The sequence below is a fragment of the Massilia sp. 2TAF26 genome (assembly GCF_052115005.1).
Taxonomy (GTDB): domain Bacteria; phylum Pseudomonadota; class Gammaproteobacteria; order Burkholderiales; family Burkholderiaceae_D; genus Telluria.
This window is the reverse complement of record NZ_JBFRFV010000011.1, coordinates 90,658-117,625: the sequence shown is the minus strand read 5'-3', so window position 1 is coordinate 117,625 and position 26,968 is coordinate 90,658. Positions and strand designations below refer to the sequence as shown.

Below are 26,968 nucleotides of genomic sequence, written 5' to 3'. Positions count from 1 at the left end.
CATGATCGGAAACTGGAAACCCGCGATCCTGCTGGCCGCGCTGGCGGCGACGGCGAATGCGTTTGCACAGCAAATCCCGACCGCTGAAGCCGCGTTCACGGAATACGTCGCCGCGCAAGTGCGCCTGCAGCCCCTGGCCGGCCAGGCGGTCACGATCAAAGGCCCGCTGACCCTGAAGGTAGGGGATCTGCAGGCCAATCTGGACCGGGTTTTCGGTTTCTGCGGCGCGAATGCCGCAGCCTGCCAGGGCGAGATCGACCGCTACGTGCAGGGCGTCGCGCAAGTCATCAAGGATATGAATGCGCCGCCCCGCAAGGAAGACGTGCGCCTTGCCGTTCGCCCGAGCTCGTACCTGCAGCAGTCGGCCGCGGCCACCGGAAAAAACGTGCGGAGCTGGCCCCTGAGCGGCGGCCTGGTGGTCATGCCCGTGCTGGATTCGCCCCGCACCACCCGTTCCCTGAACGAGGACGACTTCAAGAAACTGGGGCTGAGCGCGGAGCAGGTCCTCCAGCTCGGACGAGACAATCTGGTCCGGACCCTCGCGCCCCTGATGACGCAGGCGCGCGTGGCGAAACACGGCCAGATCGGCGACCTCACCGGCGACGCCTACGAATCCAGCCGCCTGGCCTTGCACGACAGCTAGGCGCCGCTGGCGGAAGCGCAGGGCGGCACCCTGATCGTTGCGGCGCCCGCGCGGGATGTTATTTTTTATGTCGGTGAAGAGTCGCCGCAAGCCATCGACGCCCTGCGCGCCCTGGTAAACGACGTCATGAAAAAGGTGCCGGCGCCGCTCTCGCCGGAGCTGCTGCGCTGGACGAAAACCGGATGGGAGCCGGTTCCCTGAAAACCCACCAAGGGAGATACCATGTATCGCTGTCCGCACTGCGGCGACCTGTCGATCTCGGGTGCGACGCAATTGTCTCCGCCATTCGATGGCCGGGTCAAATGCCCCACCTGCGCTGCCGAGCTGAAGGTGAAAATCAAGCTGACCAACTTCATCCTGCCGGCCTATTTCATGAGCCGGAGCTTGATGGGATTGCTCTTTCATATCCATATTGACCTGGATATTTTCTGGGAGATGACGATCGTCCTCATCCTGGCTTTCCTCCAGATCCGTTTAAGCACCTACGAGGAAGTCCGGAAGCCCTGAAGCCCCTGAGGGATCGGGCGAGATACAGGAGACACATCGTGGACCAGTTCACCGGCGGCTGCCCCTACCGTGTCGGCCTCTGCCACTGCCTCGACTGCCGCAAGCATCACGGCGCCGTCTTTCACGCATCCGCGATCTTCCCGGAACAGGCGGTGGACATCGAAGGCGAAGCGCGCCTATGGCGGCAGGCATTTCCGCCCGCACTGCGGCTCTTTGGTGTTCGCGAAAAGCGGGGAAGAAATCGAGGTCTACCTGAGGGCGCTGGACAAGCCGGACCAGTTCAGGCCGACCTACGAACTGTGGACCGTCAGCCGCGAATCCTGGCTGCCGCCTTTTCCCCTCGCCAGGCATTACGAATACGACCGCCCGGACGGACGTACCGAAGACTAGTCACTACTCCGGCGGCAGACAGCCGAACAGGCGCTTGCCCGGCCGCTCGCCATCCCAGATCTGGTGCACGGCGGCGCTGCCGTCGCGCTGCTTTGCCAGGCAAAAGCGCGCCTCGTAGGCCTGGACGGTGCCGCGGAGCTTGCCGGGCCTGGCCTCGATGCGCAGGTAATAGACTTTGCCCGGCTCCAGCGTGGCCGCCCTGGTGCGCGGCAGGGACGCGACCTGCCCGCCGTAGGGCACGCACATCGAGAAACGGAGCGGGAAGGTGCGTTCGGGCGGCATGGTCATCTTCCACAGCGGGCGCTGGCCGTCCGAAACGGTGACGGAGTGGAAGTCCGGCGTTCCTTCGCGGTCTTCGCGCGGACTGATGGTGAAGCACGGACCGCCGCGCGGGCCCTCACGCACCTCGGCCGCGCCGATGCGGGCCGCGGCGTCCGCAGCCGGCACGAGGATACACAGCACGCAGAGAAGGGGTGGGAATCGCATGACGGTCTCGCCTGGGAACGAACGTACGCGGGAAAGCCTACGTTGGCGGGCTCGCCTGGGGGTTGATTGGGCACAAGTGGGGTTTGCCTGGGCTGGTGGCGGCGCTATGAACTTGGATCCCCTCCTTCGCGGGGACGACGTATGAACTTGCGGGCCCGGCCCTTTGGGAGGTTATCGCGGTCCCTCGGGTTGGACAGGAATCCGGCCAGCACATGTTCGTACAACCCCAGCTGATGCGCATGCCTGCGCTGGCGCACAATGCGCGGCAGTTGCAGGAATTTCAGTGCGAAATAATCGGCCAGCAGCTCGCCCTGGGCTTCCATATTGTAGTCGGCCAGGCTGGCGCCATCGCGCAGTTCGTAGTGGTAGGACAGGCCCAGGCGGATCGCGCCGCGCAGGCGGACCGGGTAGCCGAGCTGGTGCTGCCACACGTGCACCATCTCATGCATGAACCAGTGGATGACGGTGGGATTGCCCAGGCTGTAGTCGGGCAGGAAGCAGGAACGGTGGAAGTAGATGCTGCCGTTGGGGGACATCGCGCAGTTCTTCGGCTGCAGCGGCAGGTAGCGGCGGTCGTGGACCCGCACGCGGCCGTAGTCGATGGCGCCGCCGAACAGCAGCGACGCCATCGCGATCTCGCCCGGGGTCAACCCGCGCGCCATGCGGACCCGGACCGGACCTTAAGCAGCGGCGCGCAGGCTCGACGCGGACTTGGCCAGGTCGGTGATCAGGTCCCAGTCGCCAGCCTTCATCGCGTCCGCCGGGGTCAGCCAGGAGCCGCCCACGCAGGCCACGTTCTTCAGCGCCAGGAACTGCGGCGCGGTTTCGATCGAGATGCCGCCGGTCGGGCAGAAGCTCACGTCCGGCAGCGGGCCGCCGATCGCCTTCAGCATGCCGACGCCGCCCGCCGGCACCGCCGGGAACAGCTTCAGCTGCTTGAAGCCGGCTTCGCGCGCCACCATCACTTCGGACGGCGTCATGCAGCCCGGCAGCAGCGGCAGGCCGCTCTTCTTCGCTGCATCGATTAGGGCCGGGGTCAGGCCCGGCGACACGCCGAACACTGCACCGGCATCGCGCGAAGCGGCGAATTCTTCCGGCTGGGTCAGGGTGCCGACGCCGACGATCGCGCCTTCGACCTGGGCCATCGCGCGGATCGCCTCCAGGCCGTGCCTGGTGCGCAGGGTTACCTCGAGCACGCGGATGCCGCCGGCGACCAGCGCCTTGGCGAGGGGAACGGCGTGGTCCGGATCGTCGATCGCGATCACCGGGATCACGACGGCCGACTTCATGATGTCGAGCAGGCTCATATCAGTACTCATCGTTTGCTTTCACTTGGCGGTGGATTTGCGGAACAGGAAATCTTCGTCGGAACCCGGCATGATTTCACCGCTGTCGGTGCCTTCGTGCAGAGGGACGGTGGTGTCGATCAGCGACGGCAGCGGGAAGTGGGCGGCGCCCTCCTCGGCTGCGGTGACGGATTTGCGGAACACCTCGAACAGCTCGCGGCCCATGCCGATGTGGCTCCTGCTGAGGTCGGCCGTGGCCATCTTGCGCGATGCCCACACGTCGGCCGGCACCAGCGCCTCGAGCGTGCCGGCGGTCGCATCGACCCGGATGATATCACCGTCGCGCACCAGGCCCAGCGGACCGCCGGCCAGGATTTCCGGCGACACGTGGATCGCCGCCGGCACCTTGCCGGACGCGCCCGACATGCGGCCGTCGGTGACCATCGCCACGTGGTAGCCGGCGTCCTGCAGGTTCGACAGCGCCGGGGTCAGCGCATGCAGTTCCGGCATGCCGTTGGCGCGCGGGCCCTGGAAGCGGATCACGGCGACGAAGTCGGTGTTCAGATGGCCGGCCTTGTACGCATGCATGAAGTCTTCCTGCGAATCGAAGGTCTTGGCCGGCGCCTCGACGATGTGGTGTTCCTTCTTGACGGCCGAGACCTTCATCACGGCACGGCCCAGGTTGCCCTGCACGAGGATCAGGCCGCCATCGGGGCTGAACGGGTTGGTGTGCTTGCGCAGCACGGCCTCGTCGCCGCTCTGTTCCGGCAGGTCTTTCCAGACCACCTGGTCGCCGTCCAGGAAGGGTTCCTTGCAGTGGGCGCGCAAGCCGCGGCCGAGGATGGTGTTGACGTCGTCGTGGGCCAGGCCGGCATCCAGCAGTTCGCGCATCACGAAGGTCGGTCCGCCGGCGGCCTGGAAGTGGTTCACGTCGGCATCGCCGTTCGGGTAGACGCGCGCCAGCAGCGGCACCACCTTCGACAGCTCGTCGAAATCGTTCCAGTCGACCACGATGCCGGCTGCGCGCGCGATCGCGATCAGGTGCATGGTGTGGTTGGTCGAGCCGCCGGTCGCGTGCAGCGCGGCGATCGCGTTGACGATGCTCTTCTCGTCGACGATGTGGCCGATCGGCATGTACTCGCCGCCCTGCTGGGAGATCTTGACGGCGCGCTGGGCAGCGGCGCGGGTCAGCGCATCGCGCAGCGGGGTGCCCGGGGTGATGAAGGCGGCGCCCGGCAGGTGCAGGCCCATCATCTCCATCAGCATCTGATTGCTGTTGGCGGTGCCGTAGAAGGTGCAGGTGCCGGCGCCGTGGTAGGCCGCGGATTCGCCTTCCAGCAGCTCTTCGCGGGTGGCCTGGCCTTTCGCATAGCGCTGGCGGATCGCCGCCTTTTCCTTGTTCGAGATACCGGTGGTCATCGGGCCGCCCGGCACGAAGATGCCCGGGATGTGGCCGAAGTGCAGCGCGCCGATCAGCAGGCCCGGCACGATCTTGTCGCAGATGCCCAGGTAGAGCGAGGCGTCGAACATATTGTGCGACAGCGCGATGGCGGTCGACATCGCGATGGTATCGCGCGAGAACAGCGACAGTTCCATGCCCGGCTGGCCTTGCGTGATGCCGTCGCACATGGCGGGCACGCCGCCGGCGAACTGGGCCACCGCGCCGACGTCGCGCACCGCGTCCTTGATCACTTTCGGGAAGTACTCGAAGGGCTGGTGGGCCGACAGCATGTCGTTGTACGAGGAAACGATGGCCACCGACGGCTGCTTCTGCTCGCGCAGCTTGAGCTTGTCGCTGGCCGGGAATGCCGCAAAGCCGTGCGCCAGGTTCGTGCACGCCAGCGTCCCGCGCTGGACACCTTTGACGCGCGCCGCGTCCAGGTGCGCCAGGTAAGCCTGGCGCGAGGGCCGGCTACGCTGGATGATGCGTTGGGTCACCTTCTCTACTATGGGATGCACCGCCATGATCGTTCCTTATGAATTGGATTTCTGAAATTTTACTACAAAATGCGAGCGGGCGCATGCTGGCGCCCCGCTTTCAATTGCAGCCTTCGGGAATTCGGGTGTTGATCGCGGGCACGGTGTGCCCACCCTGCCGTAGGGTGAGCACCACGTTCACGCAACTTCGAACACAATTTGTAGTGATTTTACGCCCACTTCCTGTATGATTCGATAACCTGCACAAAATGACATCATACCGTCCGTCGTCACCACTACCTATGCGCCAACCTCTTCTCACCAGCACCACCAGCTACCAGTCGCTCCGTAACCATGCTTCCCAGGCCCGGGAGTGGCAGATGCGCGAGCTGTTCGCACAGGATCCGCAGCGCTTCGAACGCCTCTCCTGCGAGGCCGCCGGGCTGTTCCTAGACTATTCAAAAAACCGTCTGGACGGGCGCACGCTTGAACTGCTGGCGCAACTCGCGCGCGAGCGCGGCGTCGAGCGTTTGCGCGACGCCATGTTTGCCGGCGAGAAGATCAACCTGACGGAAAACCGCGCCGTCCTCCACACCGCCCTGCGCGCGCCGCGCAACAAGCCTTTCACGCTGGACGGCCAGGACGTGACCGGCGACGTGCACGCCGTGCTGGACCATATCCGGACCTTCAGCGACAGCGTGCGCAACGGTTCGTGGAAGGGCTACACCGGCAAGGAGATCACCGACGTCGTCAACATCGGCATCGGCGGCTCCGACCTCGGCCCGAAGATGGTCTGCCTGGCGCTGCGCCAGTTCGCCCATCCGCGCCTGAGCATGCACTTCGTCTCCAACGTCGACGGCCACGACATGGACGCGGCGCTGTCGCGCGTGAACCCGGAAACCACCCTCTTCATCATCGCCTCGAAGACTTTCACCACGGCCGAGACCATGATGAACGCGAACACGGCCCGCGCCTGGTTCCTGCAGAACGCGCCGGCTCAGTCGGCTGAACAAGCGCTGGCAAAGCACTTCGTGGCGGTGTCGACCAACGTCGAAGCCATCAAGACCTTCGGCATCGACCCGGCCAACATGTTCCCGTTCTGGGACTGGGTCGGCGGCCGTTACTCGGTGTGGTCGGCGATCGGCCTGCCGGTCGCGCTGTGCGTGGGCTTCGGCTACTTCAGCGATTTCCTGGCCGGCGCCCACGCCATGGACGAGCACTTCCGCAGCGCCCCGATCGAGCAGAACCTGCCGATGATCCTGGCCCTGGTCGGCTTCTGGAACCGCGAGTTCCTCGACTGCGCCTCGGTCTCGATCGCCCCCTACCACCAGGACCTGAACCGCTTCCCGGCCTACCTGCAGCAGCTCGACATGGAAAGCAACGGCAAGCGCGTCACGCGCGCCGGCGACACCATCACCGACTACGACACCGGCCCGGTGATCTGGGGCGACGTCGGCACCAACGGCCAGCACGCCTACTTCCAGCTGCTGCACCAGGGCACGGACGTGACGCCGATCGATTTCATCGCCGCCCTGCGCCCGGCCCACGAGTTCCACAACCACCACGCGGCCCTGCTGGCCAACTGCTTCGCGCAGTCGGAAGCCTTCATGAAGGGCAAGACCGCGATTGAAGTACGCGCCGACCTGGCCGGCCAGCCGGCGGAAGAAATCGAGCGCCTGGTACCGCACAAGACCTTCCCGGGCAACCGCCCCAGCAACACCATCCTGATGGATTACCTGAACCCGGCCACCCTGGGCGCCCTGATCGCGCTGTACGAGCACAAGGTCTTCGTGCAGGGCGCGCTGTGGGACGTCAACAGCTACGACCAGTGGGGCGTCGAACTGGGCAAGGTGCTGGCCAAGAAGATCGAGGCGGAGCTCAACGGCGACGTGCAGCCGGCCCGGCACGACAGCTCGACCAATGGCCTGATCGCGCGCGCCAAGGCCGCCATCTGAGTCTCTGTAAGGATTCCTCATGAAAACCGAACATTTCGTGGTAGCGCACGACGAGGCGATGAAGACCGGCGAATGCCCGATCTGGCATGCGGTCGAATCGGCGCTGTACTGGGTCGACATTCCCGGCCTGACCGTGCACCGCCTGCATCCGGCGAGCGGCAAGTATTCGGCGTGGAAGATGGACAGCGAACCGTCGGCCCTGGCCGTCGACGTCGACAACAACCTGGTGATCTCCACCCGCAACGGCTTCGTCTACCTGAACACCAGCAGCGGCGAGGTCGAGGACATCGCGCCCGCGCCCTACGATACGAAGATCATGCGCTTCAACGACGGCCGCGTGGACCCGCTAGGGCGCTTCTGGGTCGGCACCATCTACGAACCGCGCGACCAGCCGAAGGCCGAGATGTACGTGCTGGACAGGGGTGAGCTGCGCCTGGCCTGGAGCGGCGGCATGACCAATTCGAACGGCCTGGCCTGGTCCCTGGACGGCAAGACCATGTTCCACGCCGATACCACCAGCCACCGCATCGACTGCTACGACTACGACCTCGCCAGCGGCACCGCGTCGAACCGCCGCAACCTGGTCACCTTCGAGGCCGATAAAACCTCGGGCACCTATGGCGGCCGTCCCGACGGCGCCGCGCTCGACAGCGAAGGCAATTACTGGATCGCGATGTACGAAGGCGGCCGCATCCTGAAGCTGTCGCCCACCGGCGAACTGCTGCAGCAGATCGACCTGCCGGTGAAGTGCCCGACCGCGGTCTGCTTCGGCGGCCCGGACCTGCGTACCCTGTACGTCACCAGTGCGTGCGGCGGCCGTCCGGCCGAGGAGCTGGCGGCGATGCCGGACAGCGGCAAGGTGCTGGCCTTCCGCGTCGACGTGGCCGGGCTCGAGATGCCGGAATACCGCGGCTGATGTAGGGCGGGCGCGGCCGGCGTGGGCACACCGTGCCCACGCGAATGCCGGCCATTAAATGGATGTGGCACCATATTTCCTCGGATCGCTCGATGGCGTAGTAAATTTTCTTGCGCGATCAATATTCGTGTAGTAAATTTACAATTCAAGCTTATCCCTCCCTTACGATCAGATACTCCATGGCACTTTCCGATTTCGATCTCGTTTTCTTCGGCGGCAGCGGCGACCTCGCGATGCGCAAACTCCTGCCCGCGATGTATGCCCGCGACGTCGCCAACGACCTTCCCCCGAGCGCGCGCATCATCTGCGTGGGCCGCGAAGAGATGACGCAGGAAGGCTTCCTGCAGATGGTCGAGACGAATTCGAAGCCGCACATCAAGGAAAGCGTCGCCGAAGCCGCGTGGAAGAAATTCCTGGACCGCATCACCTGGGTGTCCGTCGATGCCGTCAACCTGAAGAGCTACGCCGGCCTGGTCGAGGCATTGCGCAAGGACGAGTCCCTGACCCGCGTGTACTACCTGGCCACCCCGCCCTCGCTGTTCGCGAAGATCTGCGACAACCTGGCCGCCAGCGGCCTGGCCACGCCGAACTCGCGCGTGGTGCTGGAAAAGCCGCTGGGCCGCGACCTGGAGTCGGCCAAGCAGATCAACCTGGACGTCGGCAAGGTCTTCGCCGAATCGCAGATCTACCGGATCGACCACTACCTGGGCAAGGAGACCGTGCAGAACCTGCTGGCCCTGCGCTTCGGTAACGTCCTGTTCGAGCCGCTGTGGCGCCGCGAGTGGATCTCGGACGTGCAGATCACCATCGCCGAGAAGATCGGCGTCGGCAACCGCCTCGGCTACTACGACAATTCCGGCGCCCTGCGCGACATGCTGCAGAACCACCTGCTGCAGCTGCTGTGCATCGTCGCCATGGAACCGCCGACCTCGATCGCGCCGGACGCCGTGCGCGATTCCAAGCTGCAGGTGCTGCGCTCGCTGAAGCGCTTCACGCCGACCACGCTGACGCAGAACATCGTGCGCGGCCAGTACCGCGCCGGCTACGTCGACGGCCAGCCGGTGCCGGGCTACCGCGACGAGCCGGGCGCGCCCAAGCAGTCGAAGACCGAGACCTTCGTCGCCATGAAGGCCGAGATCGATACCTGGCGCTGGGCCGGCGTGCCCTTCTACCTGCGCACCGGCAAGCGCATGGCCGACCGCCTGGCCGAGATCGTCGTGCGCTTCAAGCCGATTCCGCACTCGATCTTCAACCAGCCGACCTCCAGCTTCCAGCCGAACAGCCTGGTGATCCGCCTGCAGCCGGACGAGGGCCTGTCGCTGAACCTGATGTCCAAGACCCCGGGCGACGGCATGCGCCTGAAGCAGGCCGAGCTCGAACTCGATTTCCGCGAGCAGTTCAAGGCGCCGCGCATGGAAGCCTACGAGCGGCTGCTGCTGGATGTACTGCGCGGCCAGCTGACCCTGTTCATGCGCGGCGACGAGCTGGAAGCGGCCTGGGAATGGGTCGAGCCCATCCTCGATTACTGGGAGCAGGACGACACCTCGCCGGTGCCCTATTCCTCCGGCACCTGGGGCCCGGCCGCGTCCAGCGCCCTGATCGGCCGCGACGGCCTGCAGTGGCGCGAAGAAGCGCTGCCGGAAGATTAAGGACGCCGACCCCGTGCTGCTCGATTCCATCCGCACCCAGCTCGACTCGCTGTCGAAATCCGAACGCAAGGTGGCGCTCGCCGTGCTGGCATCGCCCAGCGCCACCGTCAGCCAGAACATCACCGCGCTGGCGCGCGCAGCAGGGGTCTCGGAGCCGACCGTCGTGCGCTTCTGCCGCACCCTCGGCTACGACGGCTGGCACGAGTTCAAGCTGAAACTGGCGCAAGGCCTGGCGCTGGCCTTGCCCGGCGCCACCGAGCAGCCGGCCCAGGACGACCTCGCCGCCGACCTGGTCAACAAGATCTGCAGCCGCTCGATCAACACCCTGCTCGACCTGCGCAACAACCTCAAGCCGGAGCTGATCCAGAAGGCGCTGGACATCCTGTCGCGCGCCAACAAGATCGAGTTCTACGGCCAGGGCACCTCCGGCTTCGTGGCCGCCGACGCCCAGCACAAGTTCTTCCGCTCGGGCGTGCCGACCATCGCCTACACGGATCCGGCGATCCATTCGATTGCCGCGGCCCTGCTGCGCGAAGGCGACGTGGTGGTGGCAATTTCTCAACGCGGCAACAATCCCGCACTCACGCGTTCCGCGAAACTGGCGCGCCGCGGCGGCGCCGAGGTGATCGTGCTGGCGCCCTCCGGCACCCCGCTGGCGGACATGGCCAGCCTCTTGATCCCGATCGACCTCGTGTTCGCGATCGACCCCTACACGCCGATTTCGGCGCGCCTGGCCTACCTGGTCGTGATCGACGTGCTGGCGGTCGGCCTGGCCCTGAAGCGCGGGCCGGAGTTCAGGAAGAAGATGCAGAATGCGCAGAAGGCGCTGCAGGAATTCGACATGCAGTTCGATTCCTTCATCGGTTGATGCCGGCGCCGTGATTACCGTCTGGGGCAACGCCGATTCGATCAATGTACAGAAAGTCCTCTGGTGCTGCGAGGAGCTGGCGCTCGACTATCGCCGCATCGACGCCGGACGCCACTTCGGCGTGGTCGGCACGCCGGCCTTCCGCATCCTGAATCCGAACGGCCTGGTGCCCACCATCGACGACGACGGTTTCGTGGTCTGGGAATCCAACACCATCGTCAGGTACCTCGCGGGGCGATACGCGCTGGACGGCCTGTTGCCGCTCGAGCCGCGCGCGCGCGCCGATGCCGAGCGCTGGATGGACTGGACGAATTCGACCTTGTGGCCGGCCCTGCTGCCCCTGTTCCGCGCCTTCATGCGCACGCCCGCGGCCGACCGCGATCCGGCAAGGATCGAGGAGCAGCGCATTGCCGCCCTGTCCACGATGCGCATTCTCGACCGCCATCTGGGCGACCAGGATTACGTCGGCGGCGCCACGTTCACGGTGGGCGATATCGCCGTGGGCTGCGCGGCCTGGCGCTGGTTCGCCCTGCCGATCGAACGCGAACCCCTGCCCGGGCTGCAGGCATGGTTCGACCGCCTTGCGGCGCGCCCGGCCTTCCACAAGCTGGTGATGACGCCGCTGACCACCTGAGACAGAGTTCGCATGCTCGGCTAATATATAGCCGATGAAACATACGCTCTTCCTCTTCGACCTCGACGACACCCTGCTCGACTTCAAGGCATCCGAACAGCTTTCCTTCGTGCGCACCATGCAGGCGCTCGGCCTGAAAGACGGCATCGAAGCCCTGTTCCCGCAATATCAGGCCATCAACATTGCGCTGTGGAAGGAATTCGAGCTGGGGACCGTCTCGAAGGATTTCCTGAAAGTCGAACGCTTCCGCCGTACCTTCGCGCAGAAGGCCCTCGACCTCGATCCGCAAGCCGCCAGCCACCTCTATCTCGAGTCGCTGTCGGACACCGTCGTCCTCATCGACGGCGCCAGGCAGGTCTGCGAAGCCTTGTCCGCCATCGGCGAGGTCGGCATCATCACCAATGGCGTCGAGCACATCCAGACCCGCCGCATCGCCAGCTCGGGTTTGAAGGACCACATCTCCTTTGTCTCGACCTCCGAAGCCTGCGGCTTTGCCAAGCCGGACAGCCGCTTCTTCGACTACGCGGCGAAGATGGCGCGCGCCTTTGCGAAGCGGGAAACCGTCATCGTCGGCGACCGGCTGGACGCCGACATCCTCGGCGCCAACCGCTTCGGCATCGACAGCTGCTGGTTCAATCCGGGCAAGCTGGGCAATGCGAGCGAGGCCGTGCCGACCTGCGAAGTCGACAGCCTGCATGCCATCTTGCCGGCCCTGCGGCAGCTGGCCGCCGCCTGAAAGGCGCCATCCGGTTCGGCCCGGCAGTATTGCCATGCTGGCGGTAAAATATCGCTTTCCGATCAGTTCCTTCGAGCTCACGCCATGCACATCAATCCCGAACGCAGCACCCGCCCCGACTACGACCTGCTGGTACGCCAGGTCGCCAGCGTCCTCGAAGGCGAGCGCGACCTCACCGCCAACGCCTCGCAGTTTTCGGCGCTGGTCTACGACACCCTGGCCGACCTGAACTGGGCCGGTTTCTATTTCACCGTGCCGAGCAAGAAGGGCGAAGGCCAGGATCTGCTGGTCGGCCCCTTCCAGGGCAAGCCGGCCTGCGCCCGCATCCCCTTCGGCCGCGGCGTCTGCGGCACCACCGCCGTGCAGCGCGAGACCATCGTGGTGCCGGACGTGCACGCCTTCCCCGGCCACATCGCCTGCGATTCGGCCTCGGCCTCGGAGATCGTGCTTCCGGTCATCAAGAACGGCAAGCTGGTCGGCGTGTTCGATATCGACAGCCCGAAGCTGGAACGTTTCTCAGATGAAGACAAGGCCGGCCTGGAGCGCATGGTCGCGGCCTTCCTGGACGCCACCGATTGCTGAGCGGACTGAATCACCTGACCCTGGCCGTTGCCGACCTCGAGCGCAGCTTCGCCTTTTACAAGGACCTGCTTGGCTTCAAACCGGCAGCGATCTGGAACACGGGCGCCTACCTGAGCCTGGGCGAACTATGGCTGTGCCTGTCGCTCGACGGCAAGCGCGCAGCCCCGGCCGAGCCGGACTATACGCACTACGCCTTCGATGTCGCCCAGGTCGATTTCGCCGCCTTCCGTGCGCGCCTGCTCGAGGCCGGCGCCGTCGAGTGGCGGAAAAACAGGAGCGAAGGCGATTCCTTTTATTTCCTGGATCCGGACGGCCACCAGCTCGAGGTCCACGTCGGCAAACTGGCCAGCCGCCTGGCCCAGTGCCGTGCGGCGCCATATGCCGGCATGCGTTTTTTCGAATAAATCGCCGGCTGCCGGTGCGGTACAATCACGGAATCTGTATCTCACATCACTTGCCACGCACCATGAACCAACTCGAACAGCTCAAGCAGTACACCACCGTGGTGGCCGATACCGGCGACTTCCAGTCGATCAAGGCCTACGCGCCGCAAGACGCGACCACCAACCCCTCGCTGATCCTGAAGGCGGTCCAGAAGCCGGAATACCGTCCGCTGCTGGAAAAAGCCGTCGCCGACTCCAAGGGCGCTTCGGTCGAAGAGATCGTCGACCGCCTGCTGATCGCTTTCGGCGTCGAGATCCTCAAGTTCGTACCGGGCCGCGTCTCGACCGAGATCGACGCCGCGCTGTCCTTCGACACCGAAGCGACCGTCGCCAAGGGCCGCGAACTGATCGCCCTGTACGAAGCCGCCGGCATCAAGCGCGAGCGCGTGCTGATCAAGATCGCCTCGACCTGGGAAGGTATCCGCGCCGCCGAGATCCTGGAAAAAGACGGCATCCGCTGCAACCTGACCCTGCTGTTCTCGCTGTGCCAGGCCGTGGCCTGCGCCGAAGCGGGCGTTCAGCTGATCTCGCCGTTCGTGGGCCGTATCTACGACTGGTACAAGAAATCGACCGGCACCGACTACCAGGGCGCCGACGATCCGGGCGTGCAGTCGGTCAAGCGCATCTACCAGTACTACCGCAAGTTCGGCTACAAGACCGAAGTGATGGGCGCGAGCTTCCGCAACACCTCGCAGATCCTGGAACTGGCCGGCTGCGACCTGCTGACCATCTCGCCGGACCTGCTGCAGAAGCTGGCCGACGCCGACGCGACCGTCGAGCGCAAGCTGGTGGCCGACCAGTCCGCGGACATCGAAAAGATCGCGATGGACGAGAAGACCTTCCGCTTCATGCTGAACGAAGACGCGATGGGGACCGAGAAGCTGGCCGAGGGTATCCGTGCCTTCGTTGCGGATTCGGTCAAGCTGAAGAAGATGATCGAGGAGCTGCGCTGATTTTGCATAAGCTGACGTAACGCACGCAGAACTTGGATCCCCGCCTGCGCGGGGACGACGTGGTGGTGTGTGCGGGGATGACGGTAGTGGGTGAACGGCGGCATTCGTGCCGCCGTTTTCCGTTTACATCGCCATTTCCCTGGCAAGCTGCTGCAGCATCTCCCCCGCCGGCATCTCGCGCGCCAGCGGCGCTCCCTGCCCTGCCCACTGCGCCGCAAACTCGTGGTTGCCGGCCTTGGCGGCCGCGGCGTGCAGCTGCTTGGCCGCATCGTAGGCGACCGGATACGAGGCCGGCGGCGGGCTGCCGGCCGCGTCGCCGTGGGCGATCAGGCGGTTGAGCATGCCGCGCGCCGGGCGTCCGGAAATGGCCGCGGTCATGCGCGTGGCCTCGGCCCGTTCGCTCTTCAGGTTTGCGCGGTAGACGGCGCTGGCCGAGGATTCCGGCGCCAGGATGAAGGCGGTCCCCAGCTGCGCCGCCACCGCGCCCAGGTCCAGCGCGGCCCTGATTCCGGCACCGTCCATGATGCCGCCGGCGGCGACGATCGGCAGGCCGGTCTTCCTGACAAGCAGGCGCACCAGCACCGAGGTGCTCAGGCCTTCGTCGCCTTGTTCCGGATCGAACATGCCGCGGTGGCCGCCGGCCTCGATGCCCTGGGCCACGATCGCCATCACACCCGCCCGTTCGATGATCCCGGCCTCGCGCAGGCTGGTGGCGGTGGCCATCGTGAACACGCCCGCCTCGTGAAAGGCGGCCAGCCGTTCGGCGGACGGCAGGCCGAAGTGAAAGCTCACGACCGCCGGACGCAGCTCGAGCAGCATGCGGAACATGTCTTCATCTTCGTTGAAGGATTTGTAGATCTCGTCGAGCGAGATTGGTGCCGCGATGCCCGCATCGGCGAACAGGGGCGCGAGGTGGCCGAGCCAGGCCGCTTCGCGCTCGGCATCGCGGCGTGCCGGCACATGGCAGAACACGTTCGCATTGAAGGAGCGGCTGGTCAGGGCGCGCGTTTCTTCCAGCATCTGGCGCGCCTGGGCGGCATTGCTCGCTCCCAGTCCCAGCGATCCCAGGCCGCCGGCGTTGGACACCGCCGCCGCCATGCGCGGCGTCGACACGCCGGCCATCGGCGCCTGGATGATCGGATACTGGAGCGCGAGGCGTTCAAGGAATTGCTGGCTCTGGCTCGGATTCATGGTTTCCCCTTTCGATGTGCAATGTGCGAGTTCGTTTTCCACAGCCAGGCTGCGCTGCCCAGCAGGCCCAGCGCCGACAGCGCCAGCGCCATGTGCAGGGCCGCGGCCTCGGTGTCCGTCAGGCGGGCGATGCTCGCGCTCACCAGCGGCCCCGCCAGCTGGCCGACTGCGAAGCCTGCCGTCATCCTGCCCAGCACGCGCGTGGCCTGCCCTTCGGCACGCGCGCGCGCCTCCTGCATGCCGACCATGGTGATGACCATGAAGGTGCCGCCCACCAGCAGCGCCGCCAGGGTCACGCTGGCCAGCGAGGTCCACACGGCCGGCAGCAGCACGCCGGCCGCCATCAGCAGGTGGGCGGCCGCCCACACGCCCAGGCGCTGCGCCTTCGCCAGGCGCCAGGACACCAGCACCGTGGAGATGGCCGCCGCGGCGCCGAACACCGGCCAGGCCAGGCCGAACACGGCGGGATCGTCGACCAGTTGCCGCGCCAGCGCCGGCAGATAGGTGGCGGGCAGGATGTAGCCGAAGCCGAACAGGGTATAGCAGACGACCAGGCCGAAGGTGGCTTGCGGCGCGGCGGGCCCGGTGGCGGCCGCTGCGGCTGCGGGCATGGGCGCCGGCGGCGCCGGCAGGCTGCGGCTCAGCACCAGCGGCAGGATCGACGCCAGTGCGCCCAGCGCCGCCAGGCCGATCCATAGTTGCGGCGAGGGCAGCGAACGCCCCAGCAGCAGGCAGAACATGCCGGCGGCGGCAATGCCGATCCCGACGCCGGAAAACTGGACCCCGGCCAGGTCCGGACGCCCGATCGCCGCCAGCCAGCCGAGGCCCCAGGCGCTGGTCGCGACCAGGGTCCAGGCGCTCATCACGCCCGCCAGGAAGCGCAGCACGGCCCACCAGAAGCCGGAGGCGGTCCAGCCGACCGCCGCCGTGATCAGCACGGTGCCGGCCAGCCCGAGGGCGAGCAGCAGCGCCGGCTTGATGCGCAGGCGCGAGGCCGCCAGCGCCCCGGCCAGGTAGCCCAGGTAGTTGGCGGCGGCGAGCATGGCGCCGGCGTGGCTGTCGAGCAGCCCGTCCCTCACCATCAGCGGAAACAGGGGCGTGAAGGCGAAGCGGCCAATGCCCATGGCCACCGCCAGCGAGATCATGGCCGCGGCGCAGACGGCGGCGGCAACGCGGCCGCTCCTGGCGGCAAGGGGAAGTGTCGTGCTATCCATGCCTAAATTAAAGCGCAAGCTGGGCGCGCTGACTAATGAATAAAAATGGACTATCATTCTCTCCATGAGAACGATCGACCTGGAAGCCCTGCTCATTTTCCGTACCGTCGTCAGCGAGGGTGGCGTGAACCGGGCCGCGGAAAAGCTGCACCGCGTGCCATCCAACGTCACCACCCGCATCCGGCAACTGGAAGAGTACCTCGGCGTGCGCCTGTTCCGCCGCGACGGCCGCTCGCTCAGCCTGACCGCCGAAGGCAGGACGCTGCTGAACTACGCGACCCGCCTGCTGCGCCTGGCCGACGAAGCCGTCGACGAGCTGCGCAGCGGCAAGCCGCAGGGCGTGTTTCGCCTCGGTTCCCTGGAAAGCACGGCCGGCAGCCGCCTGGCGCCCATCCTGTCGCGCTTCCACGAAGAACATCCGGGCGTGGTGGTGGAGCTCGTCACCGGCACCACCGGCGCCCTGCTCAAGGCGGTCAGGAACTTCGAGATCGAAGCGGCCTTCGTGTCCGAGCCTTTCACCGCGCCCGAGCTGGAAGCCTTGCCGGTGTTCCGCGAAGAGCTGGTGCTGATCACGCCCCTTGCCACGGGTCCGGTGCGCGATGCGAAAGACCTCGGCCGCCTGACCATGATCGCCTTTACCCACGGCTGCTCCTACCGGCGGCGCCTGGACGAATGGCTGGGCAGCGAAAACGTGACGGTGGAACGGGTGCTCGAATTCGGTTCCTACCAGGGCATGATCGCCTGCGTGGCGGCGGGGACCGGCTTTGCCGTCGTGCCGCAGAGCGTGCTCGGCGCGCTGCAGGCCGCGGACAAGGTGAGGCAGCACAAGCTGCCGGCACACATCGCGGAGAACCGGACCCACCTGGTGTGGCGCGGCGAGGCTTCGCTGGCGCTGGAAGGCCTGATCTCGATGCTGCGCGCGGAATCCCCTGAAGAAATGCCGGCCGATGTGCATTGATCTTTCGGAAGAATTTATTTCTTGCGGTGAAAACGCCGCGAACTCACCGGCTTGCCGTTCTCGTATTCGATGACTTCGATGTGCTGGGCATCGTAGATCAGCGGATAGCGGATCCTCACATCCTCGCCGGCGCGGCCGCAGGTGCTGCTGCGCAAGGTCAGCAGATAGGTCGGGATGCTGCCCGGGACGCCGGCCAGGAATCTGGTGCCGCGTCCATCGAGGTACACCGTGCCGGGCTTTTCCTTTTTCAGCGCGAATTCCTGCTCGCAGGGCGGGACCGATTTATCCGGTCCGCTCCAGCGCAGGCGATCGTTGTTGATGTTCAGGACGGTATAGGCAGCTTGTGCCGCCGGCCGATCGTCCAGCAGCCAGCGGCCCGCGAACGGCAGCGCCTGCGCCTGCGCCAGGACCGAAGGGGCGCAGCCGAGGCCGAGCAGGAATGCCAACAACAATCTCATGAGCTAGCGCGCCAGTGCCGACAGCCTCAGCCAGACGAAGCGGACGGCGTGATACAGCAGCGCGCCGACCGCGGCGAAGACCAGCGCGGCGATCATCGGCAGGATGGCGCCCAGGAACACGCTCATCCCCATCACGAAACCGAGCACGCATTCGGCGCGGTAAACCGGAAGGAACAAGGCGATGACGAACACGCCCTGGGCCATGATGTCGCTGACCTCGGGCTTGCCGGAGACGAAGCACAGCGCCAGCGTGAATCCATACAGCAGGCTGGCGACGAAACCTGCGGCCATGGCACGGGTACCGCCCTGCCCGCCTTCACGGCGGCGCTCGATGCGGCCCAGCAGGAACCAGGCGAGGACCGGCAGGGTCAGCACTCCCCACCAGTTGGATACCGCGGGCAGGTCTTCGCGCGCCAGCAGGTGGTGGGCCGGGACACCGCCGTGCAAATGCTGCCAGCCCAGCAGTACAACCATGAACAAGGCTAGCGCAATGGTCAGTCTGGTACGCATGCCGTCCTCCACAAGGAAACAGGCCCCATCCTTGCATCAGTTGGCAATATTGTAAACATGCATACTCGAAGGCTTGCCGGGCTCAGGCGGGCTCAGGCGCGCCCCGCCCGCAAGCCTTCCATATACGGATCGATCACGCACTTCCCCAACTCGAGCAGATCGAAGCTCTGGGGCGCGAACATCCAGTTGCGGACCAGTCCGTCGATCATGGTCCACATCGCCAGCGCCAGCGTGCTCGGCTCGACCTTGCAGGAGATCAAGCCCTGGTCGGCGGCCACCTTGATGCGGCGTTCGACGCGCGCCATCCACTGGCTCAGGCTATGCTGGCGACGGCAGCGCACCGCATCCATCTCGTCGACGAACTCCACCTTCAGCATGGCGATCTCGAACACGCGGCGGGCCACCGGGTCCTCGACCGTGCGACGCAGCACGGCCAGCATGTACTCGCGCAGGTCGGCCAGCGGATCGCTCGAATCGGCTTCGTCCAGCACCTGCAGCTCCGCCTCCAGCGGCAGGATCGCGCGCTCCATCATCGCGTTGAACAGGGCGCCCTTGTCGTCGAAGTGCCAATAAATCGCACCGCGCGTCACACCGGCAGCGGTTGCGATATGCTGCAAGGTCGTTCTCGAAACACCCTGTTCAACAAACAATTTCTCTGCAGCATCAAGGATGCTGTCACGCGTGGCAGCGGCCTCTTCTTTGGTTCTGCGGGCCATTGGCGCCTATCTCCATTTTTTGGTGGTCAAGAAACATTAAACATACACTCGTGATAGTATATCCCCGTTTACCTAAAAGCCAATGACGAATCGTTGTGCGGTGCCGGAGTAGTACTGCAGGACGGTTTTGTCCTTTTTTCAACAGAAGGAAGCACTTAATGCGTTCTGCCCAACCATCTACCCTGAATCTGACCAGGATTGCCGCGTGCACCCTGACCGCCCTGGCCTTGCTGTCGGGCTGCGGCCACAAGGATGCCGCCCAGGCCGGCGCCGGTGCCCCCGGCGGCAAGATGCCGGCGCCGCAAGTCGGCGTCATCACGACCAAATTCCAGCAGGTTGCCCTCGAAACCGAACTGCCGGCCCGCGTCGAAGCGATCCGCGTGGCCGAGGTGCGCGCCCGCGTCAACGGCGTCGTCCTGAAGCGCCTGTTCACCGAAGGCAGCATGGTCAAGCAGGGCCAGTCCCTGTTCCAGATCGATCCGGAGCCCTACCAGGCACAGCTCAACAGCGCCCAGGCCTCGCTCGGCCGCGCCCAGGCCAACCTGACCTCGGCTTCGGCCACCGTCGAGCGCTACAAGCCGCTGGTCGAGGCGAATGCGGTCAGCAAGCAGGAGTTCACCAACGCCGTCGCCGCCGCCAAGCAGGCCGAAGCCGACGTCAACGCCGCCAAGGCGCAGGTGAAGATCGCCCAGATCAACTATGGCTATGCGAACGTCTACGCCCCGATCTCGGGCCGTATCGGCCGCGCCCTCGTGACCGAAGGCGCACTGGTATCAAGCACCGAGGCGACCCAGATGGCGCTGATCCAGCAGACCGACAACGTCTACCTGAACATCACCCAGTCCGCCGCCGAACTGCAGCGCCTGCGCAAGAGCGCTGGCAACCGCGGCATCGACTCGGCGATCCCGGTGTCGGTGATCCTCGACGACGGTAGCGAACTGGGCCGCAAAGGCAAGCTGCTGTTCTCGGACGTGACCGTGGACCCGACCAGCGGCCAGGTCACCCTGCGCGCCCAGGTCGCGAACCCGGACAGCGCCCTGCTGCCGGGCCAGTACGTGCGCGTGCGCCTGGCCCAGGCCGAGCTGCCGTCGGGCATCCTGGTGCCGCAGCAGGCCGTGACCCGCGGCGGCCAGACCGGCGACACCGTGATGGTGATCGGCGCGGACAACAAGCCGACCCCGCGCACCGTCAAGATCGCCTCGCAGGAAGGCGCCAACTGGGTCGTGACAAGCGGCCTGAAGGAAGGCGAGAAAGTGATGGTCGACGGCTTCCAGAAGCTGCAGATGCTGCCGCCGGGCACCCCGGTACAGCCGGTGGCATGGACTCCGCAGAACGCCAACAGCGCCCCGGCCGCGACCGGTTCGCCGGCCGCCGCCGCCGCCGGCACGGGCACTACCCGCCAGTAAGAGCAACATTAGAAACAGGACTTCCCAATGGCTCGTTTTTTTATTGACCGCCCAATTTTCGCCTGGGTGATCGCGCTGTTCATCATGGTGCTTGGCGGCGTCGCCATCAAGCAGCTGCCGATCGCGCAATACCCGACCGTGGCGCCGCCGTCGATCGTCGTCAGCGTCGCCTACCCTGGCGCTTCCGCACAGACCCTCGAGGACTCGGTCATCTCCGTGATCGAGCGCGAGATGAACGGTTCGCCCGGCATGGTCTACATGGAGTCGACCAGCCAGGCCAACGGCACCGGCTCCATCACGATCTCCTTCGAGACCGGTACCGATCCCGACCTGGCCCAGGTCGACGTCCAGAACCGCCTGTCGCGCGCGACCCCGCGCCTGCCGGCTGCCGTGACCCAGCAGGGCGTGCGCGTCGACAAGGCCCGCTCGAACTTCCTGCTGTTCACCATCCTCTCCTCGGACGACCCGAACTGGGACCCGATCGCGCTGGGCGACTACGCCTCGCGTAACGTGCTGCCCGAGATCCAGCGTATCAAGGGCGTGGGCCAGGCCCAGCTGTTCGGTACCGAGAAGGCGATGCGCATCTGGATCGACCCGGCCAAGCTGGTCGGCTTCAAGCTGTCCGCTTCCGACGTCAACAACGCGATCCGCGCCCAGAACGCCCAGGTGGCGTCCGGCACCATCGGCGACCTGCCGCTGAACGTGGGCCAGCAGATCACCGCGACCGTGGTCGTGACCGGCCAGCTGTCGAACGTCGAACAGTTCGGCAACATCGTGCTGCGCGCGAATCCGGACGGCTCCACCGTGCGCCTGAAGGACGTGGCCCGCATCGAGATCGGCGGCCAGGCGTATTCGACCTCGGCGCGCCTGAACGGCAAGCCGTCCAGCGGTATCGGCGTGCAGCTGTCGCCGACCGGTAACGCGCTCGAGACCGCCAACCTGATCAAGACCCGCATGGCCGAGCTGCAGAAGTACTTCCCGCACGGCATGAAGTACGCGGTTCCCTACGACTCCACCAAGTTCATCCAGATTTCGATCAGCCAGGTCATCGAGACCCTGATCGAGGCCGTGATCCTGGTGTTCATCGTGATGTACGTGTTCCTGCAGAACATCCGCTACACCCTGATCCCGACCATCGTGGTGCCGGTCGCCCTGCTCGGCTCCTTCGCCACCCTGCTGGCGCTGGGCTTCTCGATCAACGTGCTGACCATGTTCGGCATGGTGCTGGTGATCGGTATCGTGGTCGACGACGCCATCGTGGTGGTGGAGAACGTCGAGCGCATCATGTCCGAGGAAGGCTTGCCGCCGCTGCAGGCGACCCGCAAGGCCATGGGCCAGATCTCGGGCGCCATCATCGGCGTGACCGTGGTGCTGATCTCGGTGTTCGTGCCGCTGGCCTTCTTCGCCGGCGCGGTCGGCAACATCTACCGCCAGTTCTCGGCGGTGATGGTGTCCTCGATCGCGTTCTCGGCCTTCCTGGCGCTGTCGCTGACCCCGGCGCTGTGCGCCCACCTGCTCAAGCCGGTCGAAGCCGGCCACCACATGGAGAAGCGCGGCTTCTTCGGCTGGTTCAACCGCACCTTCAGCACCGGCGCCAAGCGCTATGAAGGTTTCGTCGGCAAGATCCTGCGCCGCACCGGCCGCGCACTGGTCGCCTTCGTGCTGCTGCTGGGCCTGGTTGGCCTGGTGTTCACCAGGATGCCGAACTCCTTCCTGCCGAACGAAGACCAGGGCTACATCATCGCCAACATCCAGCTGCCGCCGGGCGCCACCGCCGAGCGTACCGACGCCGTGCTGAAGGCCGCCGAAGCCTATGTGCTGAAGCAGCCGGAAGTCGCCGACATGGTGTCCGTGACCGGCTTCTCGTTCTCCGGCCAGGGCCAGAACATGGGTCTCGCCTTCATCCCGCTGAAGTCCTGGGACGAGCGCAAGGCGCCGGGTTCGGACGCACAGAGCCTGGCGGGCCGCATCACGGGCCACCTGATGTCGCTGCGCGATTCCTTCATCTTCGTGGTGAGCCCGCCGCCGATCCCGGAACTGGGCCGCGGCGCCGGCTTCTCCTTCCGTCTCCAGGACCGCGGCGGCCTCGGCCACGCAGCCCTGCTGCAGGCGCGTAACCAGCTGCTGGGCATGGCGATGCAATCCCCGGTTCTGACCGGCATCCGTCCGGAAGGCCTGGAAGATGCGCCGCAGCTGCAGCTGGAGATCGACCGCGACAAGGCGAACGCCCTGGGCGTGACCTTCGACGCGATCAACACCGCGATCTCGACCTCGCTGGGTTCGAGCTACGTGAACGACTTCCCGAACGCCGGCCGCCTGCAGCGCGTGGTGGTGCAAGCCGACGCCAAGGACCGCATGCAACCGGAAGACCTGCTGCGCCTGAACGCCCTGAATACCAAGGGCCAGCCGGTGCCGCTGTCGGCCTTCGCCAGCACCAAGTGGATCAACGGTCCGCAGCAGACCACCCGCTACAACGGCTATCCGGCGATGAGCATCACCGGCGAACCGAAGCCGGGCTACTCGTCGGGCGACGCGCTGCAGGAGATGCAGAACCTGGCGGCCAAGCTGCCGGCCGGCTTCGCCTACGAATGGACCGGCCAGTCGCGCGAGGAAATCCTGTCCGGCTCGACCGTGTTCGTCCTGATCGGCTTCTCGCTGCTGGCGGTGTTCCTGGCCCTGGCGGCACTGTATGAGAGCTGGTCGATCCCGGTCTCGGTGCTGCTGGTGGTGCCGCTGGGCGTGCTCGGCTCGCTGCTGGCCGCGACCATGCGCGGCATGCCGAACGACGTCTACTTCAAGGTCGGCCTGATCACCGTGATCGGCCTGGCGGCGAAGAACGCGATCCTGATCATCGAGTTCGCGAAGGACCTGCAGGCGCAGGGCAAGTCGCCTATCGAGGCGGCGATCGAGGCGGCGCACCTGCGTTTCCGTCCGATCATCATGACCTCGCTGGCCTTCATCCTCGGCGTGCTGCCGCTGGTGATCGCCAGCGGCGCCGGCGCGGCTTCGCAGCGCGCCATCGGTACCGGCGTGATGGGCGGCATGATCACCGCGACCGCGCTCGGCGTGTTCTTCGTGCCGGTGTTCTTCGTGGTCATCCGCAGCATCTTCAAGGGCAGCAAACGCCAGCAGGAGATCTACGAGCACCACGCCGAAGCCGCAGGTATTGCGAAAGAAGAAATATGAACGGAACCATGAAAAAAGTCCTGACTCCCCTGGCCCTGGCCATGCTGATGACCGGCTGCGTGAACCTGGCGCCCAAGTACGAGCGCCCGGCCGCGCCGGTGGCCGGCGCCTTCCCGACCGTGGAAGGCACCGTCCACAGCGGCAACCCGGTGGCGGCCGAGGCCCCGGCCAACATCGCCTGGCAGCGCTTCTTCGCCGACGCCCGCCTGCAGCAGCTGATCCAGATGGCGCTGGCGAACAACCGCGACCTGCGCGTCTCGATCCTGAACATCGAGCAGGCGCGCGCCGCCTTCCAGATCCAGCGGGCGGCGCGTTTCCCGCAGGTTAATGCGGGCCTGACCGCCAACCGCGCCTCGACGCCCGGCGACGCGCCCCTGACCAGCGTCTACCAGGCCGGCCTGTCGGTGTCCGCCTTCGAGCTGGACCTGTTCGGCCGCGTGCGCAACCTGAGCGATGCGGCGCTGGCGCAATACCTGGCGACCGAGGAAGCACGCAAGACGGCGCAGATCAGCCTGATCGCCACGGTGGCCAATACCTACCTGGCCCTGCTGGCCGACAAGGAACTGCTGGACCTGACCCAGCAGACCCTCAAGACGCGCGAGGAATCGCTGCGCCTCTCCCAGCTGCGCTTCGATAACGGCGTGATCTCCAAGCTCGACCTGCAGCAGGCGGTCTCGCTGGTCGAACAGGCCCGCACCGTGCTGGCCCAGCAGCAGCGCCTTATCGCGCAGGACACGAATGCGCTGACCCTGCTGGTCGGCCAGACCATTCCGGACAACCTGCCGCCGGGCGCGACCCTGGCGGCAACCAACCTGCCGGACCTGCCGGCGGGCCTGCCGTCCGACCTGCTGGTCGCGCGTCCGGACATCCGCTCGGCCGAGCAGCAGCTGATCGCGGCGAATGCCGACATCGGCGCGGCGCGCGCGAACTACTTCCCGCGCATCTCGCTGACCGGCAGCGCCGGCAGCGCCAGCTCCGAGCTGTCGGGCCTGTTCAAGTCCGGCTCCTTCGGCTGGAGCTTCGCACCGCAGGCGATCCTGCCGCTGTTCGACTTCGGCGCCCGCCGCGCCGGCGTCGAGAGCGCCGTTGCCGGCCGCGACATCGCCGTGGCCCGCTACGAGAAGTCGATCCAGACCGCCTTCCGCGAAGTCTCGGACGCCCTCGCCGGCCAGGCCACCTTCAGCGAGCAGCTGCGCGCCCAGCAGGCCGTGGCGGCAGCGGAAAGCGACCGCTTCAACCTGTCGGACCTGCGCTACCGCAACGGCACCGCCAGCTACCTCGACCTGCTGGATGCCCAGCGTTCGCTGTTCACCGCCCAGCAACAGGCGATCGAAGCGAACCTGGCGCGACTGCAGAACCAGGTCACGCTGTACCGCGTGCTCGGCGGCGGCTGGACCGAGCCGGCGGGGAACACGACCGCGGCGCGCTGAGCTCTGAGTTACTCCGCGTAATTGAAAGCGCCCTACCGGGGCCGGCTTGTGATTTCGGTATCATGAAATCGCAGGCCGGCCCCGGTCTCTTTTTGCGGCGTCTTCATGTCATGCGAATCTTTCTGCGCGCACACTGGAAAGCCCTGGTCGCCATCGTCCTGCTGGTGGTGCTGGCGCTGTTCACCGTGAGCCCCGGCGCCGCGGTGCCGGAGATCCCGCTGGCCTCGCGCCTGCGCGCCCACGTGGCCGCCATCGATGCCGGCGAGCGCGGCGCGGCCACTCCGGCCAGGCGGGAACGGGCCGCGCGCTACATCGAGGACGTGCTGCGCGGCGACGGCTACGCGATCCGGCGGCAGCGCTACCAGGCCGGCGGACCGCATGCGCCCCGCCTCGTGCGCAATATCGAGGTCGCGGTATCGAATCTCGCGCCCGGCGCCAGGCCGACGCGCATCTTCATCGTCGGCGCGCGCTGCGACCCGGCGCCGGGCGACGACGACGGCAGCGGCACCGCGGCGGTGCTGGAGCTGGCGCGCCTGCTGAAGGACCTGCGGCCCAGTCAGGGCACCGAAGTGAAGTTCGTGTTCTTCATCGACGAAGAGCCGTCCTGGTCCAGGGATGGGGAACCGGGCAGCGCGCAGCGGCTCGAAGACGCGCCGGCGCCGCACGACGCCGGATGGTACGCGCTGCGGCGCCACGGCCGCAAACTCCCGCCCGGCGCGAAGGAGGATGCCGCACGTCCGGACACCGGCAGCCCGGACGCCGGCAGCTTCATCGCCTACGTCGGCACGCTCGAATCCTCGCGCCGGGTACAGGATGCCCTGTCCGCTTTCCGGGCGACTTCCGACCTGCCCTCCTACGGCCTGGCCGCACCGGCCTATGTGCAGGGCGTGACCCTGTCCGGCCACGCGTCCTATGGGCACGCCGGCTATCCCGCCGTCATGGTCACGGACACCGCCTTCCTGCGCTATCCCTACTACAAGATGGATGCCGGCGACCAGGCCGGTGACACGCCGGGTAGCCTCGACTACACCGCCACGGCGCGCGTGCTGGAGGGCCTGGCGCGCACCATCGTGGCGCTGGCAGCCGGCGCCCAGGGCTGAGCCGGGAGCGGACATGAATTGCAGGCTGCAGCAGGTCGGCTTCCTCGGTTTCGACGTGTTCGGCACGGTGGTCGACTGGCGTTCGGGCGTGGCGCGCGCGGCCGCGCCCTTCCTGGAGCGCTACGACATCGCACTCGATCCCTTCGACTTTGCCAACGCCTGGCGCGCGCTGTACCAGCCGGCAATGGAGAGCGTGCGTTCGGGCGAACGGCCCTGGGTCCGGCTCGACGTCCTGCAGCGCGAAAACCTGGAGCGGCTGCTCGCCGGCCATGGCGTGGCGGTCGACGATATTCCGGAGCAGGACCTGGCCGAGCTGACCCGCGCCTGGGACAGGCTGGACCCGTGGCCGGATGTCGCCGACGGCCTCGCGCGCCTGAAGCGCCGCTTCGCCATCGCACCGATCTCGAACGGCCATATCGCCGGCATGCTGCAACTGGCCCGCTTCGGCGGCCTGCCCTGGGACGCCATCCTGGGCGCGGAGATTTCGCGTAGCTACAAGCCGCAGCCCGCCACCTACCTGAAATCGCTGGAAGCGGCCGGCTTCGAGCCCGGCCAGGCGGCGCTGGTGGCCGCCCACAACGGCGACCTGCGGGCCGCGCGGGCGCTGGGAATGCACACCGTGTTCGTGCGCCGGCCGCACGAGTATGGACCGGACCAGGACCAGGACCTGCGGGCCGAGGAAGACTGGGACGTGGTTGCCGATTCGCTCATCGAGGTGGCGGATATTCTTGGCTGCGCCTGAGAAATATTGAACAGATCTCGGACGCGGCAAAATTGCCACAGATTGCGCCCTTCGCTCGAAAGAATTTCCATACCACAAGTAAATATCGCATA

27 protein-coding genes and 1 pseudogene are annotated in these 26,968 nt (G+C 66.4%); 19 read left to right on the top strand and 9 right to left on the bottom strand.

The genetic code is table 11. From position 1 onward, the window contains the following. Position 1 precedes the first annotated feature (1 nt). The 4 genes and pseudogenes from AB4Z32_RS13915 to AB4Z32_RS13900 all read left to right on the top strand — a co-directional run bounded on the left by AB4Z32_RS13915 (position 2) and on the right by AB4Z32_RS13900 (position 1,540). Positions 2-643 carry a hypothetical protein gene (locus AB4Z32_RS13915; RefSeq protein WP_442122443.1) on the top strand — a complete coding sequence of 214 codons (642 nt, stop codon included), beginning with the start codon at positions 2-4 and terminating at the stop codon, positions 641-643. 222 nt (positions 644-865) lie between these two features. Beyond that, positions 866-1,150 carry a hypothetical protein gene (locus AB4Z32_RS13910; RefSeq protein ID WP_442122442.1) on the top strand — a complete coding sequence of 95 codons (285 nt, stop codon included), beginning with the start codon at positions 866-868 and terminating at the stop codon, positions 1,148-1,150. A 38-nt stretch (positions 1,151-1,188) separates the two neighbouring features. Continuing rightward, a pseudogene (locus AB4Z32_RS13905) lies at positions 1,189-1,278 on the top strand (GFA family protein); the annotation flags it as partial. 88 nt (positions 1,279-1,366) lie between these two features. Next, positions 1,367-1,540 (top strand): hypothetical protein, encoded by a 174-nt coding sequence (locus AB4Z32_RS13900; RefSeq protein ID WP_442122441.1) that lies wholly within the window; start codon positions 1,367-1,369, stop codon positions 1,538-1,540. Positions 1,541-1,543: 3 nt separating this feature from the next. Here AB4Z32_RS13900 and AB4Z32_RS13895 read toward each other — a convergent pair whose 3' ends face one another. The 4 genes from AB4Z32_RS13895 to edd form a co-directional block, all read right to left on the bottom strand. Beyond that, positions 1,544-2,026 (bottom strand): hypothetical protein, encoded by a 483-nt coding sequence (locus tag AB4Z32_RS13895; RefSeq protein ID WP_442122440.1) that lies wholly within the window; start codon positions 2,024-2,026, stop codon positions 1,544-1,546. A 104-nt stretch (positions 2,027-2,130) separates the two neighbouring features. Beyond that, complete coding sequence (locus tag AB4Z32_RS13890) at positions 2,131-2,688, bottom strand: Rhs element Vgr protein (protein ID WP_442122439.1); 558 nt, start codon at positions 2,686-2,688, stop codon at positions 2,131-2,133. Between the two features lie 18 nt (positions 2,689-2,706). Then, positions 2,707-3,333 (bottom strand): bifunctional 4-hydroxy-2-oxoglutarate aldolase/2-dehydro-3-deoxy-phosphogluconate aldolase, encoded by a 627-nt coding sequence (eda, locus tag AB4Z32_RS13885; RefSeq protein ID WP_442122482.1) that lies wholly within the window; start codon positions 3,331-3,333, stop codon positions 2,707-2,709. A 21-nt stretch (positions 3,334-3,354) separates the two neighbouring features. Further along, the gene (gene edd / locus AB4Z32_RS13880; RefSeq protein WP_442122438.1) at positions 3,355-5,277 is read right to left on the bottom strand and encodes a phosphogluconate dehydratase; all 1,923 of its coding nucleotides are present in this window, start codon (positions 5,275-5,277) and stop codon (positions 3,355-3,357) included. A 254-nt stretch (positions 5,278-5,531) separates the two neighbouring features. Between edd and pgi the strand changes: the two genes are divergently transcribed. From pgi to tal, 9 genes are all read left to right on the top strand, one after another. Further along, the gene (gene pgi, locus AB4Z32_RS13875; RefSeq protein WP_442122437.1) at positions 5,532-7,184 is read left to right on the top strand and encodes a glucose-6-phosphate isomerase; all 1,653 of its coding nucleotides are present in this window, start codon (positions 5,532-5,534) and stop codon (positions 7,182-7,184) included. A 19-nt stretch (positions 7,185-7,203) separates the two neighbouring features. Further along, positions 7,204-8,100, top strand: a complete 897-nt coding sequence (locus AB4Z32_RS13870; RefSeq protein WP_442122436.1) for an SMP-30/gluconolactonase/LRE family protein — start codon at positions 7,204-7,206, stop codon at positions 8,098-8,100. Between the two features lie 179 nt (positions 8,101-8,279). After that, the gene (gene zwf / locus AB4Z32_RS13865; RefSeq protein WP_442122435.1) at positions 8,280-9,749 is read left to right on the top strand and encodes a glucose-6-phosphate dehydrogenase; all 1,470 of its coding nucleotides are present in this window, start codon (positions 8,280-8,282) and stop codon (positions 9,747-9,749) included. A 13-nt stretch (positions 9,750-9,762) separates the two neighbouring features. After that, positions 9,763-10,617, top strand: coding sequence for an SIS domain-containing protein (locus AB4Z32_RS13860; RefSeq protein ID WP_442122434.1), 855 nt, complete (start codon positions 9,763-9,765; stop codon positions 10,615-10,617). A 10-nt stretch (positions 10,618-10,627) separates the two neighbouring features. After that, positions 10,628-11,251 carry a glutathione S-transferase family protein gene (locus AB4Z32_RS13855; RefSeq protein WP_442122433.1) on the top strand — a complete coding sequence of 208 codons (624 nt, stop codon included), beginning with the start codon at positions 10,628-10,630 and terminating at the stop codon, positions 11,249-11,251. A 34-nt stretch (positions 11,252-11,285) separates the two neighbouring features. Then, positions 11,286-11,987: a YjjG family noncanonical pyrimidine nucleotidase gene (locus AB4Z32_RS13850; protein WP_442122432.1), complete on the top strand. Its 702-nt coding sequence runs from the start codon at positions 11,286-11,288 to the stop codon at positions 11,985-11,987. A gap of 84 nt (positions 11,988-12,071) precedes the next feature. Continuing rightward, the gene (locus AB4Z32_RS13845; RefSeq protein WP_442122431.1) at positions 12,072-12,569 is read left to right on the top strand and encodes a GAF domain-containing protein; all 498 of its coding nucleotides are present in this window, start codon (positions 12,072-12,074) and stop codon (positions 12,567-12,569) included. After that, positions 12,563-12,973: a fosfomycin resistance glutathione transferase gene (gene fos / locus AB4Z32_RS13840; protein WP_442122430.1), complete on the top strand. Its 411-nt coding sequence runs from the start codon at positions 12,563-12,565 to the stop codon at positions 12,971-12,973. The genes AB4Z32_RS13845 and fos overlap by 7 nt, the downstream gene beginning before the upstream one ends. Positions 12,974-13,035: 62 nt before the next feature. Next, the gene (gene tal, locus AB4Z32_RS13835) at positions 13,036-13,965 is read left to right on the top strand and encodes a transaldolase (RefSeq protein ID WP_442122429.1); all 930 of its coding nucleotides are present in this window, start codon (positions 13,036-13,038) and stop codon (positions 13,963-13,965) included. 123 nt (positions 13,966-14,088) lie between these two features. Here tal and AB4Z32_RS13830 read toward each other — a convergent pair whose 3' ends face one another. Both AB4Z32_RS13830 and AB4Z32_RS13825 read right to left on the bottom strand, forming a co-directional pair. Next, positions 14,089-15,156 (bottom strand): NAD(P)H-dependent flavin oxidoreductase, encoded by a 1,068-nt coding sequence (locus tag AB4Z32_RS13830; RefSeq protein ID WP_442122428.1) that lies wholly within the window; start codon positions 15,154-15,156, stop codon positions 14,089-14,091. Next, a complete protein-coding gene (locus tag AB4Z32_RS13825) occupies positions 15,153-16,370 on the bottom strand; it encodes a YbfB/YjiJ family MFS transporter (RefSeq protein WP_442122427.1) in 1,218 nt (405 codons plus the stop codon). The genes AB4Z32_RS13830 and AB4Z32_RS13825 overlap by 4 nt, the downstream gene beginning before the upstream one ends. A 64-nt stretch (positions 16,371-16,434) precedes the next feature. On the opposite strand from AB4Z32_RS13825, the gene AB4Z32_RS13820 reads away from it, so the two are divergent. Further along, entirely contained in the window at positions 16,435-17,328 is an 894-nt protein-coding gene (locus AB4Z32_RS13820; RefSeq protein ID WP_442122426.1) for a LysR family transcriptional regulator, read from the top strand. A gap of 14 nt (positions 17,329-17,342) precedes the next feature. Here the strand turns inward: AB4Z32_RS13820 and AB4Z32_RS13815 are convergent, their stop codons facing one another. From AB4Z32_RS13815 to AB4Z32_RS13805, 3 genes are all read right to left on the bottom strand, one after another. Next, complete coding sequence (locus tag AB4Z32_RS13815; protein ID WP_442122425.1) at positions 17,343-17,786, bottom strand: hypothetical protein; 444 nt, start codon at positions 17,784-17,786, stop codon at positions 17,343-17,345. A gap of 3 nt (positions 17,787-17,789) precedes the next feature. Continuing rightward, positions 17,790-18,296 (bottom strand): hypothetical protein, encoded by a 507-nt coding sequence (locus AB4Z32_RS13810; RefSeq protein WP_442122424.1) that lies wholly within the window; start codon positions 18,294-18,296, stop codon positions 17,790-17,792. A gap of 92 nt (positions 18,297-18,388) precedes the next feature. Continuing rightward, positions 18,389-18,913, bottom strand: a complete 525-nt coding sequence (locus AB4Z32_RS13805; RefSeq protein ID WP_442122423.1) for a TetR family transcriptional regulator — start codon at positions 18,911-18,913, stop codon at positions 18,389-18,391. 257 nt (positions 18,914-19,170) lie between these two features. Between AB4Z32_RS13805 and AB4Z32_RS13800 the strand changes: the two genes are divergently transcribed. The 5 genes from AB4Z32_RS13800 to AB4Z32_RS13780 all read left to right on the top strand — a co-directional run bounded on the left by AB4Z32_RS13800 (position 19,171) and on the right by AB4Z32_RS13780 (position 26,876). Beyond that, on the top strand, positions 19,171-20,418 hold the full coding sequence (locus AB4Z32_RS13800; protein ID WP_442122422.1) for an efflux RND transporter periplasmic adaptor subunit: 1,248 nt from the start codon (positions 19,171-19,173) through the stop codon (positions 20,416-20,418). Between the two features lie 27 nt (positions 20,419-20,445). Beyond that, positions 20,446-23,604: an efflux RND transporter permease subunit gene (locus AB4Z32_RS13795; protein ID WP_442122421.1), complete on the top strand. Its 3,159-nt coding sequence runs from the start codon at positions 20,446-20,448 to the stop codon at positions 23,602-23,604. Between the two features lie 8 nt (positions 23,605-23,612). Continuing rightward, the gene (locus AB4Z32_RS13790; protein ID WP_442122420.1) at positions 23,613-25,034 is read left to right on the top strand and encodes an efflux transporter outer membrane subunit; all 1,422 of its coding nucleotides are present in this window, start codon (positions 23,613-23,615) and stop codon (positions 25,032-25,034) included. 110 nt (positions 25,035-25,144) lie between these two features. Next, positions 25,145-26,134: a M28 family peptidase gene (locus tag AB4Z32_RS13785; protein ID WP_442122419.1), complete on the top strand. Its 990-nt coding sequence runs from the start codon at positions 25,145-25,147 to the stop codon at positions 26,132-26,134. Positions 26,135-26,147: 13 nt separating this feature from the next. Beyond that, positions 26,148-26,876: a haloacid dehalogenase type II gene (locus AB4Z32_RS13780; RefSeq protein ID WP_442122418.1), complete on the top strand. Its 729-nt coding sequence runs from the start codon at positions 26,148-26,150 to the stop codon at positions 26,874-26,876. Positions 26,877-26,968: the final 92 nt, after the last annotated feature.

Bases quoted from the DNA above. Each gene is read 5' to 3' on its own strand.
- AB4Z32_RS13810 (WP_442122424.1), bottom strand. From the start codon at position 18,296: ATGCGTACCAGACTGACCATTGCGCTAGCCTTGTTCATGGTTGTACTG.
- AB4Z32_RS13795 (WP_442122421.1), top strand. From the start codon at position 20,446: ATGGCTCGTTTTTTTATTGACCGCCCAATTTTCGCCTGGGTGATCGCG.
- AB4Z32_RS13870 (WP_442122436.1), top strand. From the start codon at position 7,204: ATGAAAACCGAACATTTCGTGGTAGCGCACGACGAGGCGATGAAGACC.
- AB4Z32_RS13815 (WP_442122425.1), bottom strand. From the start codon at position 17,786: ATGAGATTGTTGTTGGCATTCCTGCTCGGCCTCGGCTGCGCCCCTTCG.
- eda (WP_442122482.1), bottom strand. From the start codon at position 3,333: ATGAGCCTGCTCGACATCATGAAGTCGGCCGTCGTGATCCCGGTGATC.
- AB4Z32_RS13895 (WP_442122440.1), bottom strand. From the start codon at position 2,026: ATGCGATTCCCACCCCTTCTCTGCGTGCTGTGTATCCTCGTGCCGGCT.
- pgi (WP_442122437.1), top strand. From the start codon at position 5,532: ATGCGCCAACCTCTTCTCACCAGCACCACCAGCTACCAGTCGCTCCGT.
- AB4Z32_RS13910 (WP_442122442.1), top strand. From the start codon at position 866: ATGTATCGCTGTCCGCACTGCGGCGACCTGTCGATCTCGGGTGCGACG.
- AB4Z32_RS13780 (WP_442122418.1), top strand. From the start codon at position 26,148: ATGAATTGCAGGCTGCAGCAGGTCGGCTTCCTCGGTTTCGACGTGTTC.
- AB4Z32_RS13820 (WP_442122426.1), top strand. From the start codon at position 16,435: ATGAGAACGATCGACCTGGAAGCCCTGCTCATTTTCCGTACCGTCGTC.
- AB4Z32_RS13800 (WP_442122422.1), top strand. From the start codon at position 19,171: ATGCGTTCTGCCCAACCATCTACCCTGAATCTGACCAGGATTGCCGCG.
- AB4Z32_RS13845 (WP_442122431.1), top strand. From the start codon at position 12,072: ATGCACATCAATCCCGAACGCAGCACCCGCCCCGACTACGACCTGCTG.
- AB4Z32_RS13790 (WP_442122420.1), top strand. From the start codon at position 23,613: ATGAAAAAAGTCCTGACTCCCCTGGCCCTGGCCATGCTGATGACCGGC.
- AB4Z32_RS13850 (WP_442122432.1), top strand. From the start codon at position 11,286: ATGAAACATACGCTCTTCCTCTTCGACCTCGACGACACCCTGCTCGAC.
- AB4Z32_RS13825 (WP_442122427.1), bottom strand. From the start codon at position 16,370: ATGGATAGCACGACACTTCCCCTTGCCGCCAGGAGCGGCCGCGTTGCC.
- tal (WP_442122429.1), top strand. From the start codon at position 13,036: ATGAACCAACTCGAACAGCTCAAGCAGTACACCACCGTGGTGGCCGAT.
- edd (WP_442122438.1), bottom strand. From the start codon at position 5,277: ATGGCGGTGCATCCCATAGTAGAGAAGGTGACCCAACGCATCATCCAG.
- AB4Z32_RS13890 (WP_442122439.1), bottom strand. From the start codon at position 2,688: ATGGCGCGCGGGTTGACCCCGGGCGAGATCGCGATGGCGTCGCTGCTG.
- AB4Z32_RS13915 (WP_442122443.1), top strand. From the start codon at position 2: ATGATCGGAAACTGGAAACCCGCGATCCTGCTGGCCGCGCTGGCGGCG.
- AB4Z32_RS13830 (WP_442122428.1), bottom strand. From the start codon at position 15,156: ATGAATCCGAGCCAGAGCCAGCAATTCCTTGAACGCCTCGCGCTCCAG.
- zwf (WP_442122435.1), top strand. From the start codon at position 8,280: ATGGCACTTTCCGATTTCGATCTCGTTTTCTTCGGCGGCAGCGGCGAC.
- AB4Z32_RS13785 (WP_442122419.1), top strand. From the start codon at position 25,145: ATGCGAATCTTTCTGCGCGCACACTGGAAAGCCCTGGTCGCCATCGTC.